Origin of the sequence: Bartonella occidentalis (assembly GCF_037070875.1) — a bacterium.
In the GTDB taxonomy this organism is placed as follows: Bacteria; Pseudomonadota; Alphaproteobacteria; order Rhizobiales; family Rhizobiaceae; genus Bartonella.
In genome coordinates this window covers 807688-828794 of record NZ_JAYMZJ010000001.1, presented here as the reverse complement: position 1 = coordinate 828794, position 21107 = coordinate 807688, and the positions used below count along the sequence as shown (strand labels likewise).

The window sequence follows — 21107 nt, the reverse complement described above, 5'->3', positions numbered from 1 at the left end:
AAATGCCACATCGACAAGCTAAATAATGAATCAATGGGCAACTTGTATTCCTCCATTATCGCTCTCTGTCCTGACAGTTGCAGAAACATCAGGAGATTCTGTCCATTCAATAGCATCAGGAAAACGAACCAAAGCATGTTTAAGGACTTCACTTACATGATTGACTGGGATAATTTCCATATTATTTTTGACATCATCAGGAATATCAATCAAATCCTTTGCATTTTCTTCAGGAATGAGCACCTTCTTTATCCCCCCCCGAAGCGCCGCAAGGAGTTTTTCTTTTAGCCCACCAATCGGTAAAACACGCCCGCGTAAAGTAATTTCTCCAGTCATCGCAATATCTTTATGCACAGCTATCCCCGTCAATACCGAAACAATTGCTGTCACCATTGCAATTCCAGCTGATGGTCCATCTTTTGGCGTAGCACCTTCTGGAACATGAACATGAATATCGCGTTTATCAAAAAGTGGTGGTTCAATACCAAAGTCGATAGCACGAAAACGCACATAAGATGCTGCAGCAGAAATTGATTCCTTCATAATGTCACGCAAATTCCCCGTGACCGTCATCTTTCCTTTGCCTGACATCATAACACCTTCAATGGTTAATAATTCGCCACCAACTTCAGTCCATGCAAGCCCAGTAACAACACCAACCTGGCTTTCGCCTTCGATCTGGTTACAACGATAACGCTTAACACCTAAAAAATCACCAATATTGTCTCCAGTAATTTTCACAGACTTTTGATCTGTTTTAAAAATCTTTGTGACAGATTTACGTGCCATCTTCATTAATTCACGTTCAAGACCACGAACACCGGCTTCACGCGTATAAAATTGAATAATTGAGCTTATAGCATCATCAGAAACACTAAACTCTCTTTTAGAGAGGCAATGATCTCTCAAAGCCTTTGGCAAAAGATGCCGCTTAAAAATTTCCACTTTTTCACATTCAGTATAACCAGCAATACGAATAACTTCCATTCTATCCATTAACGGCCCTGGAATACTAAGCGTATTTGCCGTCGCAACAAACATTACATCAGAAAGATCATATTCCACTTCTAAATAGTGATCAATAAATGTGCCATTTTGTTCAGGATCAAGAACTTCTAATAAAGCAGAAGAAGGATCTCCACGGAAATCTTGCCCCATCTTATCAATTTCATCAAGTAAAAAAAGTGGATTAGACTTTTTAGCCTTTTTCATGGACTGGATAATTTTTCCAGGCATAGATCCAATATAAGTCCGACGATGTCCACGAATTTCTGCTTCATCGCGCACCCCACCCAATGAAATACGAACATATTCACGACCTGTCGCTTTTGCGATAGAACGTGCAAGAGATGTTTTTCCTACACCAGGAGGGCCTAGCAAACAAATAATAGGGCCTTTGATCTTTGATGCTCGACTTTGTACTGCTAAATATTCAACAATTCGCTCTTTAACTTTTTCAAGACCAAAATGCTCATTGTCCATGATTTTTTCAGCAAAATTCAAATCATTTTTAATCTTCGACTTTTTACCCCAAGGTATCGCTAAAAGCCAATCGAGATAGTTACGCACAACGGTTGCTTCTGCAGACATAGGAGACATATTCCGTAATTTTTTTAACTCTGCTACAGCCTTTTCACGTGCCTCTTTCGAAAATTTAGTCTTTGTAATACGTTCCTCTAATTCAGATAATTCATCGCGACTATCATCACCAGCGCCCAACTCTTTCTGAATAGCCTTCATCTGCTCATTAAGATAATATTCTCGTTGGTTCTTTTCCATTTGCCGTTTGACATGCGAACGGATGCGCTTTTCAACCTGCAAAACAGAAATTTCTCCTTCCATAAAAGACAGAATACGCTTAAGACGGTCACGTATAGGCAATAAAGCTAACATTTCCTGTTTTTCCGAGAGCTTAATTACCAGATGCGAAACAATCGTATCAGCAAGCTTAGAAGAATCATCGATTTGCCCAATTGCATTGACAACTTCAGGAGAAATCTTTTTATTAAGCTTTACATAATTTTCAAAATAAGAAATCACAGATCGAGAAAGCGCTTTAATCTCAACGGCATCTTCTTCAAGTTCTTCTGGAATAGTGGCAAGAGCCTGATGGTAATCCTTACTTTCAGTAAATTGACTAATTTTTGCACGTGCTGTACCTTCAACCAAAACCTTCACAGTTCCGTCAGGAAGTTTTAAAAATTGAAGAACATTGGCAAACGTACCAATATCATAAATATCTTCTGATTTTGGATCATCGTCAGAAGCATTTTTTTGCGTGACCAGCAGTATTTGCTTATCGGCTGCCATTGCTTTTTCAAGAGCACGAATTGATTTCTCTCGCCCTACAAAAAGCGGTACGATCATATGCGGGAAGACAACAATATCGCGAAGAGGTAAAACAGCATAAAGCCCCTCTCTCACCTCACCCGTTTTTTCATCAATATATTGCATAATTTTCCTTTCTGTAGCTATGGTCTACCCACTACACAAACCGCCTTTATAAAATCCTCCAATTCTTTACAATGCACGAAGTGGTAACTGCGAACACATAAATCAATCATTATATATCTGTAATATTCAGAAACATCTACTCTCAAATGATTATCATTTCTACTTTCCACACCAGCGCAGCACAATTTCATGCCGATACGTTTTCTTTATCTTCTGTGCGTTCTGAATAAATGTAAAGAGGACGAGCTTCTCCATCAACAACATCACTTGAAATTACCACTTTTTGTACTCCTTCAAGAGAGGGTAGTTCAAACATAGTCTCAAGCAGAATCTTTTCCATAATAGATCGTAAACCACGCGCACCAGTTTTTCGTTCAATTGCTTTTTTAGCAATAGCTCGCAAAGCATCTTCATGAAAAGCTAATTCAACACTTTCCATTTCAAAAAGACGCTGATATTGCTTCACCAAAGCATTCTTTGGTTGCGATAAAATTTTAACAAGCGCATTAACATCCAAATCCTCTAATGTGGCTACAATAGGAAGACGACCAATAAACTCCGGAATCAAGCCAAACTTTATAAGATCTTCAGGTTCTAAATCACGAAAAATTTCACCAACACAACGCTCATCAGGCGCCTTAACAGTAGCAGAAAAACCTATAGAAGTTTTTTCACCACGTCCCGAAATAATCCGTTCCAAACCAGCAAAAGCTCCTCCACAAATAAATAAAATATTTGTTGTATCAACCTGAAGAAACTCCTGCTGTGGATGCTTGCGCCCACCCTGCGGAGGAACGGAAGCAATCGTCCCTTCCATGATTTTCAATAATGCTTGCTGAACACCTTCCCCAGAAACATCTCTTGTAATAGAAGGGTTATCAGCTTTACGCGAAATCTTATCGACCTCATCAATATATACAATACCACGCTGTGCACGTTCTACATTGTAATCAGCAGATTGAAGAAGTTTTAAAATAATATTTTCAACATCCTCACCCACATATCCTGCTTCAGTCAAAGTAGTCGCATCAGCCATGGTAAAAGGCACATCAATGATGCGCGCCAACGTTTGTGCTAGATAAGTTTTACCACACCCTGTTGGACCAACAAGAAGAATATTCGATTTCGCTAATTCAATATCATTGCTCTTAGACTGATGCGCAAGCCGTTTATAATGGTTATGAACAGCAACAGAAAGAACGCGCTTTGCATACTGTTGACCAATCACATAATCATCGAGAACTGTTATAATTTCCTGTGGAGTAGGAACACCATCACGCGCCTTAACCCCAGAAGATTTATTTTCCTCACGAATAATATCCATGCACAGCTCTACACATTCATCACAGATGAATACGGTAGGTCCCGCGATGAGCTTACGCACTTCATGCTGACTTTTGCCGCAGAACGAGCAATAGAGAGTATTCTTTGATTCGCTCCCACTATTGCCAATTTTGCTCATTTCACTTTCCTTTCACCACGATATATGAAGACTTCGTCTTTTCAAAGGAAGTTTTTCATAATAACAATTATAAAGACATGGACAAAACCACACGTATCACAGTACCTTTAGGTGTTTATCTTATTTTGAAATATCTTACGAAATTTTCTATTTTAAATAGCTATATTTTTAAAAACCTTTAATCTTTTTCTTCTTTTTCAGTTTCTGCACGATATTGTATAACATCATCAACTAAACCAAATTGTTTTGCTTCTTCTGCTGTCATAAAATGGTCGCGATCGAGAGTTCTTTCAATGACTTCATAATCCTGACCTGTATGTTGAACATAAATTTCATTTAAACGCTGTTTCATCTTTATAATATCTTGAGCATGCCGTTCAATATCCGAAGCCTGACCTTGAAAACCGCCTGATGGCTGATGTACCATAATACGTGCATTTGGCAATGTAAAACGATGACCCTTCGCTCCAGCTGTTAAAAGTAATGACCCCATCGATGCTGCCTGTCCCATACAAAGCGTAGAAACAGGGGGACGAATGAATTGCATAGTGTCATAAATCGCCATACCAGACGTTACTACACCTCCTGGAGAATTAATATAAAGATTAATTTCTTTTTTAGGATTTTCAGCTTCCAAAAAAAGCAATTGCGCACAAACGAGCATCGCCATACCATCTTCAACGGGACCATTAATAAAAATGATTCGCTCTTTTAAAAGACGAGAAAAAATATCATAGGCTCGCTCGCCGCGGTTAGTCTGTTCAACAACCATAGGAACAAGACTTAACATTTTTTTCATTGAATTACTCATTTTTCCACTTCCAATCGTATAACAATCGCTCTTTACTCATTCAATTCTTGTATTTATAAGCTAACATAACTCTTTTACACAAACTACAATCAAAGCTATTCAAGAAAAATTAAAATCTCATTAGTTTAAATAACAATAACGACCATATTTAAATAAATTCATGAATGCCCCAAAAATAGATCTCCTAAAGGGAGGGGGAGCTTCTTTTTTGATATTTAAAATAACCTTTACCTTTCTATGAGTGTAAGATATCAACGAAAGTAAATTTGCACATACCTCAGCACAAAGGCCAGATGAGAAGTACATTCAATTTTTTGCCCAATTCAATATAATAACGCTTCCTTTTCAATTAGCTTATACAAATATGCCGTTTGATTAACGACAGCATACTATCACTGCCAAATACTGCAACTTATAGAATTATTATAAAAAACTAACATTCTCCTTATCTCAAGAAAAACAATTATTAACCACAACGTTAATACCTTGCTAATCATAGCAGTTTTGTGCCTATCCAATAATCATCAAACATCTTTATAAAGAGTTATCAATAATAAAAACACAGAAGTTTTTACTCTTTACAGAGTGTCTTTATCCGCCTAAGAATAAAACCTTTGAACTAGGTAAATATCTATCTCCGATAGAACACAATATAACATGAAAAAAGTCCTAAAACTGGGCAAATCCCCTCGTTGAACGCCAAAAATTAAAATCAAAGAAAATATAACTAACCAAACCTGATGGTTTGATTTAGCTTCATGCAACTCAATATCAATAAATAAATTTTCATTTTATATAATAGTTTAAATGCCTAGAGCTTTACACAACTTCAATCCTTAAGAATAAGCGCTGTATACTAATCTTAATTGCCCACCACATCAAAAAGTTAAATATTACAATGGAAAATTAAAAATACTCTAAACTCACTCGAAATAATTGCTCAACATCATGAACACTATCAGCAAGAGCAAAAATCACTATCCTATCACCAGGTAAAACTCGTGTATCTGCCGAAAGCTGTATTATTGTCTTATTGCGATAGATAGCACCAATTCTCAAACCATCTGATAAATTTAATTCAGACAATGTCTTACCAACCATTGAAGATGTTTGCATAACTTCAGCCTCAATAATCTCTGCTTGACCATTAAAAACCGAGTGAACAGCACGTATACGCCCACGACGCATTTGTTGCAAAATTTTTGATATAGTAACACTATGGGGATTAAGATATGCATCGACACCAACCGCGCGACTAAACTCTTGGTAGACAACATTATTGATTAATACCATATTAGCTCTACATCCCAGTCTTTTAGCAATAATAGCGCTTAAAAGATTGACCTGATCCTGGTTAGTTAAAGTAATTATTAAATCAGCCTGACCAATTCTAGCTTCTTGAAGAATCACTGGATCTAAGACATTACCGTATAAAACTGTTGTTCTCTCAAGTTGATCAGCGATTGTCAGAGCTCTTTCTTTGTGTGATTCTATAATTTTCAATTTTGATTTATGTAAGCGTTTTTCAATAGCTTGAGCAACATAAAGCCCAATATGACCGCCCCCAGCAATAATCATGCGATGAGCATCCTGTTCTGTATGACCAAAAAGTCCAACTGCTCGGCGTATCTGATCACGAGCAGCAACGAGATATGTCACATCGCCAACGCGTAATTGTGTTTCTGAGTGCGCTACCAATAATTCTGACCCGCGTTTTATAGCAGTAACTGTTGTTCGAAGATCTGGGAAAAGCTCTGTTAGCTGACGCAAAGGCGTATTAATAACTGGACAATCTTCCATACATTCTAAAGCTAATGCAACAATATCGTCATTACAAAAATGTAGAACATCTATCGCACCAGGTAAAGCAATACGACGTAAAACCATTTCCCCAACTTCAATTTCTGGGGAAATAACCACATCGATAGGAATATTTTCTCTAGCAAAAAGGATTTTATAACGTGGCTCTAAATAAGATTGTGAGCGAATGCGTGCTATTTTGGTCGGAACATTAAATAATGAGTGTGCCACTTGGCAAGCCACCATATTGACCTCGTCAAATAAAGTTACTGCAATCAACATATCAGCTTTATCCGCACCTGCTGCCAAAAGTACCTCAGGCTGCGAACCATGACCAACAAAACTCCTAACATCCAGCGTATCACGGATTTTTTCAATTAACTTAACTTCAATATCAATAACAGTGACATCATGATTTTCAGCAGCAAGACGCTCCGCTATTCCATAACCAACCTGCCCCGCTCCGCAAATAATAACACGCATAATCTACGAAACTCCAAGTGCCTTCAGCTTACGATGCAAAGCGGAACGCTCCATACCTATGAATTCAGCTGTACGAGATATATTTCCACCTAGACGTCCAATTTGCGCTGCTAAATACCTCTTTTCAAACAATTCTCGTGCTTCACGCAATGGTAAATCCATTATATTCTCATCGGCATCCATTTGCAAACGTGGCAAGGAATCGCTCATTTCTGGGGGAAGAAGATTCGCTGTTATTGGACCATCACCATCACGGACAAGAATAAGAAGACGTTCAATATTATTGCGTAACTGCCTTACATTACCTGGCCAAGCATGAGTCTGCAAAATAGTTATGACATCATCACTAATTTCGCGTGGCTTAATACCAACTTGTTGAGATATTATTTTCACAAAATGGTGTACAAGTTCTGGAATATCTTCACGACGTGTAGAAAGTGGTGGAACAGAAACAGGAACAACCGAAAGACGATGGAAAAGATCCTCTCTAAATAATCCCTCAGCAATAAGATTTTCAAGATTTTGCGCGGTTGAAGAAATTACACGAACATCGACTTTAACACGCTTTGTGCCGCCAACTCTTTCAAATGCCTGCCCTGTTAAAACACGAAGAATTTTACTTTGAGTTTCACGCGACATATCAGCAACTTCATCAAGATATAGTGTTCCTCCATGTGCTTCTTCTAATGCACCAATCTTGCGTTCACCTCCTTCCATTTCATTGCCAAATAATTCAACCTCCATCTTTTCTGAAGTGATCGTTGCTGCATTTATTGTAACAAACGATCCATTTGAACGTGCTGAAAGGGCATGAATGGCGCGCGCTACTGTCTCTTTTCCGGCGCCTGAAGGGCCAGTAATCATAATGCGACTATTGGTCGGCGCTACTTTTTCTATGGTTTGACGCAAATGTTTCACAACAGATGATGTTCCAAGCAACTCTGGTGTTTCATTCGAACGCTTGCGTAATTCTAAAAGCTCACGTTTTAATTTTGAATTTTCAAGAGTTCGTTCAGCAACCAGCAAAAGCCTATCAACTTTAAAAGGCTTTTCAATAAAATCATATGCTCCTCGTTTTATAGCAGAAACAGCCATCTCAATATTACCATGACCAGAAATCATAACCACTGGAAGAGCAGGATATCGCGTTTTAATTTCATCAAGCAACGCTAAACCATCAAGACAGCTCCCTTGTAACCAAACATCCAAAAAAATGAGCTTTGGAATACGTTCACTAATTTGAGCTAGCGCTTCATCAGAATTACATGCAACACGTGTTTCATAGCCTTCATCATCTAAAATACCAGCAACAAGCTCACGAATATCCGCTTCATCATCAACAATTAAGATATCTGATACCATCCTTATTCCCCTATTTTATAACTTGTAGCTTGCATACTGACGTCTTGCACAACTGTTCCATCCGCTGAAAATACCAAACGGATCATTGCACCACGACCTCCATAAAAATCTTTTGGTGCATCATGTAACTCCATATAACCACCATGATCTTCAATAACTTTTCGCACAATAGCTAACCCAAGTCCTGTTCCCTTTTCTCGTGTGGTGATATAAGGTTCTAACAATTTTTGCCTTTGCTCTTTAGGCAGACCTTTACCGTTATCAACGACATCCACAATCAAGAACCCTTCTTGCTGATAAGAACGTATAAGAATATGACCACTAATGTTTTCTTCTCGCATCACTGAATCAATAGACTCACTCGCATTTTTGATAACATTGCAAAAAGCCTGAACAATGAGACGGTTATCAAATGCACCTACAAGTGGTATATTTCCTAAATCTTGCTCAAAATGAATATCATGTCGGGCAACTTCTATCAAGAAACACGCTTCACGGAGCAATTCACGTATATCTAAAATACGCATTCGTGGTTTAGGCATACGAGCAAAAGAAGAAAACTCATCAACCATGCGCCCAATATCCCCAACTTGTCTAATAATTGTATCAATACACCGCTCAAAGACCTCGCGATCCTGTGTAATAAACTTGTTGTAACGTTTAAGAATACGTTCAGCAGATAACTGAATAGGTGTAAGCGGATTTTTGATTTCATGTGCGATACGGCGCGCGATATCCGCCCATGCTGATGAACGCTGTGCTTCAACAAGATCTGTAATATCATCAATTGTTAAAACCCAAGATTGTCTCTGCCCGTCATCCTCTTCCATCGTAATTTGTACATTGCAAAAGCGCTCTTGACTCGCAACATTTAAAGTTACTTGCTCACGGTGATTTTTACGACCCAACGAACGTGCACACTTAAAAACTTGCCAAATTTCAGAACTCAATAATAGAAGACTGCATCCAATAACCTGTTTAGAACAAATACCAAACATTGCTTCAATAGATCGATTGATAATTGTAATATCACCGTTATTATCAATTCCAGCCACACCTGCTGTTACACCAGACAAAACAGCTTCAGAAAAACGCCGTCTTTCATCAATTTGATCGCGAACTGCAATCAATTCATTGCGCCGACTTTTTAATTCACTTACCATGTAATTAAAAGTTTTTGATAATTGCCCAATATCCCCATCGCGCGCGCGTACTGGTACAAAAACCTCCATATTCCCAGACGCAACATCATCAGCTGCACTAATGAGAAGACGAATAGGACGCACCAAGCGATCAGCAACAGCAATACCAGCCCAAATAGCTGATAAGAATAAACTTAAAAAAAGACACAAATAGAGCATCCCGAATGCAATTTGCGTAGGCAGACGATTCGCATTTAAATCATTATAGCGATCTGTATTAATCTCTGTTAACCGTAAAGCAGATAAAACATTTTTGTCAACGTCACGTACCAAATACAAAAACGTGTTTGGAATATTAGTAAATTTTAGAATAACACCAAAATAATCGTGAACCCCCGGTTGAAAAGAAAAAGGGCTCGTGCTAGTTGCCCGCTTTATAAGGCTGGACGGTGGGATAGGCAATTCACTTTCATCGCCAAAATCGCTAGATATAAAAACAGTTCCGCTCGAGCTTAATAAAAATGCACCACGAAGATTTCGCCCCGCAGCATGACGTGTTAATTGTACCCGATATCCAGCTAGGTTGCGCTCCAAGAGCTTTTTATTATCGAGCGCAAATGCCATAGAGTAAGATAAATTTTTCAAATTTTGAAGCATTTCATCCGCATAAGCGTTTGCTAAATCTATAGAGGAGCCTACAATTTGCCGAGTTGTCGTATCAAACCATCGATCAAGCCCCACATTAAGAGCAGGACCTGATACGAGAGCTACAACAACGGCTGGTACCGTCGCAACAAGCGCAAACAATGAAATAAGTCTAAAATGCAGACGTGAACCAGCACGCTTTGATTGCCACGCGTTAATAATAGGAACCATCTCGTAAAAAACGATTACAACAAGCCCTAAAACCCAAACACTGTTAACCCCTATAAGAATTAGTGTTACAACTCTACTGGGAACAATAGGCGTTAATCCGATAAGAATGATAAATGAAACAGCAGCCGTTAATAACGCCAACGCAACAATTATAATACCTAAAAATGTATGCATTTTGCTTAAACGATATTGCTCATCATTATGAGCATCTTGATCCATGTCTTGGCAATTTATTACAGATGTTGTATTCATGATCAGCTTACATTACTTTACCCGGTTGCTCCCATATAACCTCTTGTGATAAAAATTGACAATACTAATACCATGTTTAGGGACAGCTATTTAATAAATAGAGGGAAATTTTTTATACTTCTCAGGGTATATTAAAAATAAAGCGCGTTCAGCAATTATATTAAGGAGGTGAAATGCGATTAACCAAACAGACAAATTACGCCCTACGGATGCTTATGTACTGTGCGGATAATCAAGATTCTCTGAATCGTATTCCAGAAATTGCTAAAGCATATGCTATTTCTGAGCTTTTTTTATTCAAAATTCTTCCACCACTCATTGAAGCAGGTTTTATACAAACAGTACGGGGGCGCAATGGAGGCGTTAAATTGGCAAAGCCTGCAGCAGAAATCTCGGTGGCAGATGTTGTAAAAGTAACGGAAGATAACTTTTCGATGGCCGAATGTTTTGATACTGCAGAGCCTGAGTGCCCATTAATTAACTTTTGCAGCTTAAATACCGCACTAAAAAAAGCATTAAATGCTTTCTTTGATGTATTATCGGTTACATCTATTGCAGATCTGAAAAGACCATCATTTCAAAATCAATTTACAACTAAACAACCACAAAACAATCAGTCGGGATAATAGAATAAGGAGATTAAGCATTTCTATTGCAGCTATAATACTAGCCGCCGGGCGCGGTGAAAGAGCACAATCTTCACAAAAAGTTCCAAAACAATACCGACTTTTAGGACGAGAGCCGGTCATCTATTATGCTGTACGTTGTTTTTTGCAACATCCAGCGATCACAAAAATTGTTTTAGTCATTCATCCAGAAGATCATAAAATCTGTAGACAAGCTATAGCTGATTTTCAAGAACACCTTATCATCGTAGAAGGAGGTGCTACACGTCAAATGTCCACTTTACATGGACTTCGAGCACTTAAAAATATTAAGCCTACATATGTTCATATTCATGATGGCGCACGTCCTTTTATTGAAAATAAGCTCATCGAAAAAATCCATACAGCTATAAACCATCAAGAAGGGGTTCTCCCTGCTCTTCCTATCTCTGATACCATCAAACGCGTAAATAAAGAGCACCATGTCTTAGAAACGATTTCACGAACTAATCTTTATAACGTACAAACACCACAGTGTTTTCCATTTGAGCGCATCTTAACCGCACATGAAAAAGCAAGACAAATCTGCGATCAGGAATTCACCGATGATTCGGCAATTGCAGAATGGTTTGGTATTCCCATGCGTACTATCCCTGGAGATCCGAACAATATAAAAATCACATGGAACGAAGATTTTGATATTGCATATTCATATCTACAAAGGAAATTACAAATGTCTCCCGATATCCGCATTGGAAATGGCTATGATGTTCATTCTTTCGAGGAAGGAACTTTCATTACATTATGTGGTATAAAAATTCCTTTTCACAAAAAATTAAGTGGGCATTCGGATGCCGACGTTGCTTTCCACGCACTCACAGATGCTCTGCTCGCTACTCAAGGTGCTGGAGATATTGGCACACACTTCCCTCCTTCTGATATTCAATGGAAAAATACATCATCAGAAATTTTTCTGCGTCATGCCATTAATATTATTAAGAAAGCAGGTGGTCGTATTGTCAATGTTGATATCACACTGATAGCTGAAAACCCTAAAATTGTCCCATATCGCCATGCAATGGTAACAAACCTCATGACTATACTCACAGTTTCATCTGATCGAGTGTCCATTAAAGCAACAACAAATGAAAAACTTGGATTCATTGGTCGTGAAGAAGGCATTGCTGCTCTCGCATCTGCTAGCGTTCTTTATCCAGGAGAAATTCTTACATGATGCATTTTTGTGAACAACAAGCACATGCAGTTCTTAAGGCTTGTCGCCAAAAAGGCTTGCTTTTAACAACTGTCGAATCATGTACAGGAGGACTTATCGCTGCAAACCTTACTGGTATTTCAGGATCATCAGATGTACTTGATTGTGGATTTGTTGTGTATTCTAATGAATCTAAAACACGTCTTGTTGGTGTGTGTGCTGAACTTATAAAGACATATGGTGCAGTCTCAAAAGAAGTTGCTATTGCAATGGCTGAGGGTGGATTAAAATATTCACAAGCTCAAATTGCAATTGCTGTAACAGGAATTGCAGGACCGAAAGGAGCATGTCCTGATAAGCCTGTGGGGCTTGTCCATTTTGCCGTCGCTCGCAAAAACTATGAAAGCCTGCACACAGAAATGCGCTTCAAAAATTTTGAACGCAATGCTATTCGCTATGCAACTGTTGAAAATGCTTTTAAAATGATCCTAACATCTCTTCAGTAAATCCCTTTTATCCAATTTTCAAACCTCATTTCAACTCATAATCTTATAATTCAAATTTGCCTTTAATTTATAAAGAAATCACAATTAAATAATTTCTCAGAAATGTTTATTAGTATTACAAACGAATTTATTGGATTGTAAGTTCTTAGCTTTTCAGTTTTATAATCTGCAATAATATTCTAAATGTAGGCAAGCATATGACCTTTATCATTATACTAGTCTGATTCTATTTCTTCTTCATCTTGCATCATAAAACTCTTAAGAAAACTAATATCAGCGCATCTAAAAAATCCAATATCAACTTATCGTTAAGTGTTCTCTCTGAATCATTTTATGATTATATTCTACAATCAAGTAAATAGGAGTTTGCTGTTTTAATTTTTCTTTATCTACAAACCCTATTTTAAGGGCGAATTCTCTTCCCTGTAAAGGTTTCATGAGCAAAAAGCCAAACTCACAAACACCCTTTCCAGGTATTTTAGGGGAGTAAGATTAATGTGTTTTAGCTGAATGTCAAAAGTAGCAACTTTTTTCCTCCAAACTCTAATTTTAAAAGAACAAATAAACTTTTAGGAAGAAGTTTTACATACTGTATAAAAATAAATGACTTTGCAGAATTACAAACAACTAAGATGTATTTAATTTTTAATCACCTTGATTATTAGTTTGATCATCTTTACTTATCAATCATATGATCATTAACAAGCTGCAAATAATCATTTTTTTCTCTTTAATTTTTTATATATTTCGCATACAAAAACAATGAAATAGATAACTGAATTTACAATAATCTCCATATTAAAACACAAAATAATACATAAGCTAAGTGCTCAAGAGATAATGAACTTTTTTACGTTTCTTGGTAAATAAATTAAGAAATATCAGCAATTTATAAAAATCTTTATAGATTTTCATTATTCAACAAAAATACAATTCATAACTTTTATGTGAATAACAACATAAGTAGTGCATAATAAACTAGTACTTTAATACAAGATTACAAAAAGAAATTGTTGTTTTGTCAACTCATCACTGTGTCACATATACAGTAACGACAAATATGCCTAATATTTTGGATAGGAATCAATCTTGGTGTTTTAGCAGGATAAATAGTGAGATATAATTATACAGACTATGGATGCTTTTATTCATATAACAATATTAACCCGAAGACATTACACTATTGGATAACCATAAATTTGATGAGCACGCATTTCAAAAGCGTCAGTAAATTTACGAAAAGCAATATCAAACATTGACCCCATCAATAATCCAAGCATTTTGCTTTTGAATTCATAATCAATAAAAAATTCTACATCACACGCATTTTTATCTTCAGTGTGGTGAAACATCCAACGATTTTCAAGGTATTTGAATGGACCATCAATATATTGAACCTCTATGAGATTTTCCTTGGGCTGAAGAACTACTTGAGTTGTAAAAGTTTCTCGAATAACTTTATATCCAACTGTCATATCAGCGAGAAGCAATGATTTTTCTTCACACTTTTTCCGAAAACGCACCGTTAAAGCTTCACACATCGGTAAGAATTCGGGATAGCGTTCAATATCTGCAACAAGATCAAACATTTCATGGGCGCTATGGGCAATCTGCCGATGTGTTGAGAAAGTCGGCATGGTTATCTCTGTAAAGCAAATTTTTCATCACGCGCTTTTTGCAAAATTTTGAAGTCATCCCCTGCATGATGAGATGAACGCGTCAGAGGATTAGAAGCCATATGCAAAAAGCCCTTTACTTTACCAATTTTGGCGAAAGATTCAAATTCTTCAGGAGACACAAAACGAATAACCGGATGATGCTTGCGTGTAGGCTGCAAATACTGTCCAATTGTCATAAAATCAACATCAGCAGAGCGTAAATCATCCATTAATTGAAGAATTTCATTCCGCTCTTCTCCGAGACCCACCATAATTCCTGATTTTGTAAAGATTGTTGGGTCAAGCTCTTTAACGCGTTGTAATAACCGAATTGAATGAAAATAGCGCGCCCCTGGACGAACCTTCAAATATTTAGATGGAACTGTTTCCAGGTTATGGTTAAAAACATCAGGCTTTGCAGCAACAACAATTTCTAACGCACCATCTTTATGACGAAAATCAGGGGTAAGAACTTCTATTGTTGTCGTAGGTGCCTTTTTACGAATTGCATAAATAACTTTCGCAAAATGCTGCGCTCCCCCATCAGTAAGATCATCGCGATCAACAGACGTAATCACAACATGTTTTAATCTCATCTGCGCAACAGCATCTGCCACACGCTCTGGCTCTTCATCATCAACTGCAAGCGGGATACCTGTTGCAACATTGCAAAAAGCGCAAGCTCTGGTACATATTTCACCCAAAATCATAAAACTGGCATGCCTCTGGCTCCAGCATTCACCGATATTTGGGCAACCCGCTTCCTCACATACGGTCACTAGTTTATTGATACGTACAATATTGTGCGTTTCCTTATATACCTGTGACGTTGGCGCTTTTACACGAATCCAATCCGGCTTTTTCTGAATATTTGTATCCGGACGATGCGCCTTTTCAGGGTGACGCAAGCGTCTGTTTGTAACTCTATCAACAACCGTAACCATTTAAGCCTCTGATCCGTATATATGGAACGCCAATGAAATCACAAAATACAAAGCTTTTCATGCAATCCAGCCGTTAAGCATTTAAAACCTGATCATAAGCATCCAATACACTTTCTTTCATCATTTCCGACAATGTTGGATGTGGAAAGACGGTACGCATCAATTCTTCCTCGGTTGTTTCAAGATTCATAGCAATAACAAAACCTTGAATCAATTCTGTCACTTCTGCACCTACCATATGTGCACCAAGAAGCTGCCCTGTTTTTTTATCAAAAATAGTTTTGACTAATCCCTGGTCTTCACCTAAAGCAATAGCCTTACCATTAGCTGAAAAAGAATAACGACCAACACGCACATCATAACCAGCATCTTTTGCTGCTGCCTCTGAAAGTCCTACAGACGCAACTTGCGGTGTGCAGTATGTGCACCCTGGAATTTTTCTTTTATCAAGCGGATGAGTATTCTTTAAACCCGCAAGATGTTCAATACATATCACACCTTCTTCTTCGGCTTTATGAGCTAACATAGGAGGACCTGCCACATCACCAATAGCATAAATACCTTCCACGCCTGTCCAACTCCATTCATCGGTTGCAATACACCCCCGATTAGTTTGTATACCTAATGCTTCTAACCCAAGATTTTCAATATTACCCTGAACCCCAACAGCTGAAATCAATCGATCAGATACGATCGTTTCTGTCTGCCCCTTAACATCAACATATGCAGTGACAGAATCAGAAGATTTTTCAACCTTCATTACTTTTGCTTCAGTCAAAATACGAATACCTTTTTTCTCTAATTGCTTACGAGAAAATTTGGAAATTTCAACATCTTCGACTGGCATAATGTAAGGCATCATCTCAACAACAGTTACCTTGGCTCCCATATCATGATAAAAAGAAGCAAATTCAATGCCGATTGCACCAGAACCCATGACCAAAAGTGATTTTGGCATTACACTTGGGATCATAGCATCAAAATAGGTCCAAATGAGCTTTCCATCTGGTTCAATACCAGGAAGAGAACGAGGGCGTGCACCAGTTGCAACAATTACATGCTTTGCTTGATAAATGCCCTCTCCTAACGTCTCTTTAGGCACTGGATTTTGCGGTTGCATAATCGGCTTAGATGATGAAGAAACCATAATTTCTGCAAGCTGACTTCCTTTTGCCGCCTTAGTGAGCTTTGCCTCTCCCCAGATAACATCTATTTTGTTTTTTTTCATCAAAAAACCAACACCGGCATTCAACCGTTCTGAGACCCTACGTGAACGTGCTACAACATCTTTAATATTTGCTTCAATTGAACCATTAAGTTTTAATCCATAATCTTTCGCATGTTCAGCAAAATGCTTCATTTCAGCCGAGCGTAAAAGCGCCTTTGTTGGAATACAACCCCAATTCAAACAAATTCCACCTAAGTGTTCACGTTCAACAACCGCGGTCTTAAAGCCACATTGCGCTGCACGAATCGCAGTTACATATCCGCCAGGCCCTGAGCCAATTACAATTACATCATAAAGATTTGTCACAGTAATTCCTCCATGGATATACACCAAACGGATATCCATTCTCTGATCTTAAAACTGAAAACCGATATAATAAAACTTTCTCGCATCTATCGGCTTTTATTACATCAGAAAAAGCAGCAACATCGCCATTCAAACTCTTTAAATCTGCTTTTATCATATTAACATATCACTATTATACATAATTACGTGAAGCATTTTTAAATAGCTCAAATCAACATTGCGAATGGATTCTCAATTATCTTCTTAAATGTCTGAGCAAGTTCTGCAGCCAATGCACCATCAACAGCACGATGATCAACGGAAATTGTAACAGACATGACGGTGCCAATCGTTAATGCACCATTCTTAACAATTGCACGTTGTTCACCTGCACCAATAGCAAAAATAGTTGCATGTGGGGGATTAAGAATAGCAGAAAAGCTTTTTACACCATACATCCCCATATTTGATACGGCTGTTGTTCCCCCTTGATATTCCTCCACTTTTAACTTGCGCTCACGTGCACGCTTTATAAGATTCTTCATCTCATCAGAGATAGTTGACAAAGACTTTTCTTCTGCATGACGGATAATTGGTGTAATCAATCCATTTGGGATAGAAACAGCAACTCCAATATCACAGTGCTTGTGTCGAAGTATCCCTTCTTCAAGCCAAGAAACATTAGTATCAGGAACAGCTGTTAAAGAAAACGCTACAGCCTTAATAACCATATCGTTCACTGAAATCTTATAAGCAGGCTTAGATCCTTCCTGCGTTGTAACCGTTGGAGCAGAAGCATTTAATTGCGCACGTAACTCCAATAACGCATCGAGCTGACAATCTACCGTCACATAAAAATGCGGTATTTGTTGCTTTGATTCAACCAAACGTCTAGCGATTGTTTTACGCATATTATTATGGGGTACGAGTGTATATTCATTCTCTTTGAAAAGTTTCAGTATTTGCCTATCAGAAGAATCTGCAGCCATTAACTTTCCAACTTGTGAAGAATAAGAAGACTCCACAAGACCATCGCTCATAGCCTTTTCTACATCGCGCTTGATAATACGTCCATGTGGACCACTGCCAGAAATAAGAGATAAATCAAGCCCCGCCTGAACTGCTAATCGCCGCGCCAAAGGAGAAGAAAAAAGACGTTCACCCTTTTTATCTTTCTGTATAAATTGTGAATCTGATGATGAACAAGATATCTGTATCACTTTTGAATCCGCTTGTTTCATACCTTCTGACTCTTTATTTTGTAAAGATGTAAAATCTTTTTCTATATCTTCCGCAGCTTCAGCTAAATCTTCACCTTCTCCCGCTAAAATAGCAATTAAAGTATTAACTTTAACTCCCTGTGTCCCAGCAGGAACAACAATTTTAGCAACCGTTCCTTCATCAACGGCCTCTACTTCCATTGTCGCCTTATCCGTCTCAATTTCAGCAATGACATCCCCAGAGGAAACTTTATCACCTTCCTTAATATTCCACTTTGACAAGTTTCCTTCTTCCATCGTAGGAGAAAGCGCAGGCATCGTAATCTTAATGGGCATAAAGCTCTCCTCCGTTACGCTTTATAAGTCACAGCCTTAACGGCTTCAATAATCTCAGAAATGCTAGGCAAAGCTAATTTTTCAAGATTAGCAGCATAAGGCATAGGAACATCTTTGCTGGCAATTGTAGCAACTGGAGCATCAAGATAATCAAAAGCCTGTTGCATAACCCGCGTTGCTATTTCAGTTCCAACAGATGACTGAGGATACCCTTCCTCAATTGTTACCAGACGACCTGTCTTTTTAACTGAAGCAACAATTGTCGGAAGATCCATTGGACGAATAGTCCGTAAATCAATCAATTCGATATCAATACCAAGTTTTTCGATTTCGGGCAAAGCTTGAACAGCGTAATGCATCCCAATCCCACACGCAACAATCGTAACATCTTGACCAGATTTATGAATACGCGCTTTACCAATAGGTAAAACAAAATCATCTATTTTGGGGACATCAAATTGATGACCATACAAAATCTCATTTTCAAGGAAAATAACAGGGTTGTCATCACGAATAGCAGCCTTTAGCAAACCTTTTGCATCTGCAGCACTATATGGCATAACAACCTTAAGACCTGGCACATGACTATACCAAGAAGCAAAACACTGAGAGTGCTGAGCACCAACACGCGCAGCCGCGCCATTAGGGCCACGAAAAACCATAGGAGCCGACATTTGTCCACCAGACATATAACGGGTTTTTGCTGCAGAATTTATAATTTGATCCATTGCCTGCATAGCAAAATTAAATGTCATAAATTCTACAACGGGGCGTAACCCTCCAAATGCAGCTCCAACAGCCAATCCTGTAAAACCATGTTCTGTGATAGGAGTATCAATTACTCGGCGTGCACCAAATTTTTCTAACAGACCTTGGCTAACCTTATAAGCACCTTGATACTCTGCTACCTCTTCCCCTAAAAGAAAAACCATCTCATCACGCAGCATCTCTTCAGCCATAGCCTGATTGAGAGCTTCACGCACTGTCATCGCAACCATTTGCGTCCCCGCTGGAATATCAAAATCACGAACGATATCAACAGCAGGAGGCTTCGGGATAGAAAGAGATGAAGATCCTTCTGCAGGCTTTTTATGAAAATTTAAAGTATCTATAGGCTGGACAATATCTTCAGCGTTTTCCCCTTCCTCTAACAACACTGCAATCACGCTATTGACCTTCACCCCTTCAGAACCTTCAGGTACAATAATTTTACCAATAACGCCCTCATCAACAGCCTCTACTTCCATCACTGCTTTATCGGTTTCAATTTCGGCAATCACATCACCAGAGCTAACTTTATCGCCTTCTTTTTTAAGCCATTTAGATAGTGTACCTTCCTCCATTGTTGGCGAAAGTGCTGGCATCAAAATATTAATAGACATACTTGCTCCCCTCGCATCAAACTAAAACATCCGTATAAAGCTCAGAAGCATCTGGCTCTGGATCACTTTGCGCAAAATCTGCCGCATCAGAAACAACAGCACGCACCTCTTTATCAATAGATTTTAAATCATCTTCATTCGCCCAGCCGTTCTTCAAAATCCGACTTTTTACCTGATCAATCGGGTCATGTTCTTCCTTTACTTTCTGAACTTCTTCCTTTGATCGATACTTTGCTGGATCAGACATAGAATGACCCCGATAGCGATAAGTCTGCATATCAAGAATGATCGGCCCTTTGCCGGAACGTGTCCAAGCAATGGCTTCATCAGCAGCTCCTTTCACTGCTCGCACATCCATACCATCAACAACAATACCTGGAATTTCAAAAGAAAGACCACGGCGAGAAAAATCTATCTCTGCAGATGCACGCGCAACTGATGTCCCCATAGCATACTGATTATTTTCAATAATATAAATACATGGAAGCTTCCAAAGTGAAGCCATATTAAAACTTTCGTAAACTTGCCCCTGGTTTGCAGCACCATCCCCAAAATAAACCAATGTCACGTTATCTTTACCGAGATATTGATTAGAAAATGCCAAACCTGAACCAATTGGAACCTGAGCACCAACAATACCATGTCCACCATAAAAATTCTTTTCTTTAGAGAACATATGCATTGAGCCGCCCTTTCCTTTAGAAAAACCACCCCGCCGTCCTGTTAGTTCTGCCATTACACCACGTGGGCTCATACCAACTGCTAACATATGACCATGATCACGATAAGATGTAATAACCTGGTCTCCTTCTTTTATTGCGCTTAGCGTCCCGATAACAACAGCTTCCTGCCCGATATAGAGATGACAAAACCCCCCGATAAGACCCATGCCGTAAAGTTGCCCCGCTTTTTCTTCAAAACGCCGAATCAAAAGCATTTTTCGGTAGGCATCCACTTCCTCTTCTTTAGTCAAATTAGCTATTTGTGCTATTTTCGTGGTATTTGATAATGCAGAATGCGCTACCGACGCAGAATTTTTTTTCAGCTTTTCTGCCATATTAAACTCCCTTTTATGATTAGCCAGGAAT

General features: G+C 38.4%; 15 protein-coding genes. 3 read left to right on the top strand and 12 right to left on the bottom strand.

The features are described from left to right. Positions 1–30: 30 nt before the first annotated feature. From lon to WCP78_RS03400, 6 genes are all read right to left on the bottom strand, one after another. The gene (gene lon, locus WCP78_RS03425) at positions 31–2454 is read right to left on the bottom strand and encodes an endopeptidase La (RefSeq protein ID WP_336279087.1); all 2424 of its coding nucleotides are present in this window, start codon (positions 2452–2454) and stop codon (positions 31–33) included. 187 nt (positions 2455–2641) lie between these two features. After that, positions 2642–3916: an ATP-dependent Clp protease ATP-binding subunit ClpX gene (gene clpX / locus WCP78_RS03420; RefSeq protein ID WP_336279086.1), complete on the bottom strand. Its 1275-nt coding sequence runs from the start codon at positions 3914–3916 to the stop codon at positions 2642–2644. Between the two features lie 178 nt (positions 3917–4094). Next, the gene (gene clpP, locus WCP78_RS03415; protein ID WP_336279085.1) at positions 4095–4727 is read right to left on the bottom strand and encodes an ATP-dependent Clp endopeptidase proteolytic subunit ClpP; all 633 of its coding nucleotides are present in this window, start codon (positions 4725–4727) and stop codon (positions 4095–4097) included. A 906-nt stretch (positions 4728–5633) separates the two neighbouring features. Continuing rightward, positions 5634–7010, bottom strand: coding sequence for a Trk system potassium transporter TrkA (gene trkA, locus WCP78_RS03410; protein ID WP_336279084.1), 1377 nt, complete (start codon positions 7008–7010; stop codon positions 5634–5636). A 3-nt stretch (positions 7011–7013) separates the two neighbouring features. After that, entirely contained in the window at positions 7014–8372 is a 1359-nt protein-coding gene (gene ntrX / locus WCP78_RS03405; RefSeq protein ID WP_336279083.1) for a nitrogen assimilation response regulator NtrX, read from the bottom strand. Positions 8373–8374: 2 nt separating this feature from the next. Further along, positions 8375–10642, bottom strand: coding sequence for a sensor histidine kinase (locus WCP78_RS03400; RefSeq protein WP_336279082.1), 2268 nt, complete (start codon positions 10640–10642; stop codon positions 8375–8377). A gap of 173 nt (positions 10643–10815) precedes the next feature. Here WCP78_RS03400 and rirA point away from each other — a divergent pair, with 173 nt between their 5' ends. From rirA to WCP78_RS03385, 3 genes are read left to right on the top strand one after another with little or no spacing between them, the layout of a single operon-like run. Continuing rightward, a complete protein-coding gene (gene rirA, locus WCP78_RS03395; protein ID WP_336279081.1) occupies positions 10816–11268 on the top strand; it encodes an iron-responsive transcriptional regulator RirA in 453 nt (150 codons plus the stop codon). 19 nt (positions 11269–11287) lie between these two features. Further along, entirely contained in the window at positions 11288–12481 is a 1194-nt protein-coding gene (locus WCP78_RS03390; protein WP_336279135.1) for a bifunctional 2-C-methyl-D-erythritol 4-phosphate cytidylyltransferase/2-C-methyl-D-erythritol 2,4-cyclodiphosphate synthase, read from the top strand. Then, the gene (locus tag WCP78_RS03385) at positions 12478–12966 is read left to right on the top strand and encodes a CinA family protein (protein WP_336279080.1); all 489 of its coding nucleotides are present in this window, start codon (positions 12478–12480) and stop codon (positions 12964–12966) included. Before WCP78_RS03390 ends, WCP78_RS03385 begins: the two co-directional genes overlap by 4 nt. 1175 nt (positions 12967–14141) lie before the next feature. Here WCP78_RS03385 and WCP78_RS03380 read toward each other — a convergent pair. The 6 genes from WCP78_RS03380 to pdhA form a co-directional block, all read right to left on the bottom strand. Then, positions 14142–14603, bottom strand: a complete 462-nt coding sequence (locus WCP78_RS03380; RefSeq protein WP_332066145.1) for a type II toxin-antitoxin system RatA family toxin — start codon at positions 14601–14603, stop codon at positions 14142–14144. A 2-nt stretch (positions 14604–14605) separates the two neighbouring features. Beyond that, positions 14606–15568, bottom strand: coding sequence for a lipoyl synthase (gene lipA / locus WCP78_RS03375; protein ID WP_336279079.1), 963 nt, complete (start codon positions 15566–15568; stop codon positions 14606–14608). Positions 15569–15641: 73 nt separating this feature from the next. After that, positions 15642–17102: a dihydrolipoyl dehydrogenase gene (lpdA, locus tag WCP78_RS03370; protein WP_336279078.1), complete on the bottom strand. Its 1461-nt coding sequence runs from the start codon at positions 17100–17102 to the stop codon at positions 15642–15644. Positions 17103–17308: 206 nt separating this feature from the next. After that, on the bottom strand, positions 17309–18637 hold the full coding sequence (locus WCP78_RS03365; RefSeq protein ID WP_336279077.1) for a pyruvate dehydrogenase complex dihydrolipoamide acetyltransferase: 1329 nt from the start codon (positions 18635–18637) through the stop codon (positions 17309–17311). Between the two features lie 14 nt (positions 18638–18651). Then, on the bottom strand, positions 18652–20019 hold the full coding sequence (locus WCP78_RS03360; protein WP_336279076.1) for a pyruvate dehydrogenase complex E1 component subunit beta: 1368 nt from the start codon (positions 20017–20019) through the stop codon (positions 18652–18654). 16 nt (positions 20020–20035) lie between these two features. Then, positions 20036–21076 (bottom strand): pyruvate dehydrogenase (acetyl-transferring) E1 component subunit alpha, encoded by a 1041-nt coding sequence (pdhA, locus tag WCP78_RS03355; RefSeq protein WP_336279075.1) that lies wholly within the window; start codon positions 21074–21076, stop codon positions 20036–20038. Positions 21077–21107 lie beyond the last annotated feature (31 nt).

Coding starts and splice junctions, on each gene's coding strand:
- clpX (WP_336279086.1), bottom strand. CDS start 3,916: ATGAGCAAAATTGGCAATAGTGGGAGCGAATCAAAGAATACTCTCTAT.
- ntrX (WP_336279083.1), bottom strand. CDS start 8,372: ATGGTATCAGATATCTTAATTGTTGATGATGAAGCGGATATTCGTGAG.
- WCP78_RS03365 (WP_336279077.1), bottom strand. CDS start 18,637: ATGCCCATTAAGATTACGATGCCTGCGCTTTCTCCTACGATGGAAGAA.
- clpP (WP_336279085.1), bottom strand. CDS start 4,727: ATGAGTAATTCAATGAAAAAAATGTTAAGTCTTGTTCCTATGGTTGTT.
- lon (WP_336279087.1), bottom strand. CDS start 2,454: ATGCAATATATTGATGAAAAAACGGGTGAGGTGAGAGAGGGGCTTTAT.
- WCP78_RS03385 (WP_336279080.1), top strand. CDS start 12,478: ATGATGCATTTTTGTGAACAACAAGCACATGCAGTTCTTAAGGCTTGT.
- rirA (WP_336279081.1), top strand. CDS start 10,816: ATGCGATTAACCAAACAGACAAATTACGCCCTACGGATGCTTATGTAC.
- WCP78_RS03380 (WP_332066145.1), bottom strand. CDS start 14,603: ATGCCGACTTTCTCAACACATCGGCAGATTGCCCATAGCGCCCATGAA.
- WCP78_RS03360 (WP_336279076.1), bottom strand. CDS start 20,019: ATGTCTATTAATATTTTGATGCCAGCACTTTCGCCAACAATGGAGGAA.
- lipA (WP_336279079.1), bottom strand. CDS start 15,568: ATGGTTACGGTTGTTGATAGAGTTACAAACAGACGCTTGCGTCACCCT.
- pdhA (WP_336279075.1), bottom strand. CDS start 21,076: ATGGCAGAAAAGCTGAAAAAAAATTCTGCGTCGGTAGCGCATTCTGCA.
- WCP78_RS03400 (WP_336279082.1), bottom strand. CDS start 10,642: ATGAATACAACATCTGTAATAAATTGCCAAGACATGGATCAAGATGCT.
- trkA (WP_336279084.1), bottom strand. CDS start 7,010: ATGCGTGTTATTATTTGCGGAGCGGGGCAGGTTGGTTATGGAATAGCG.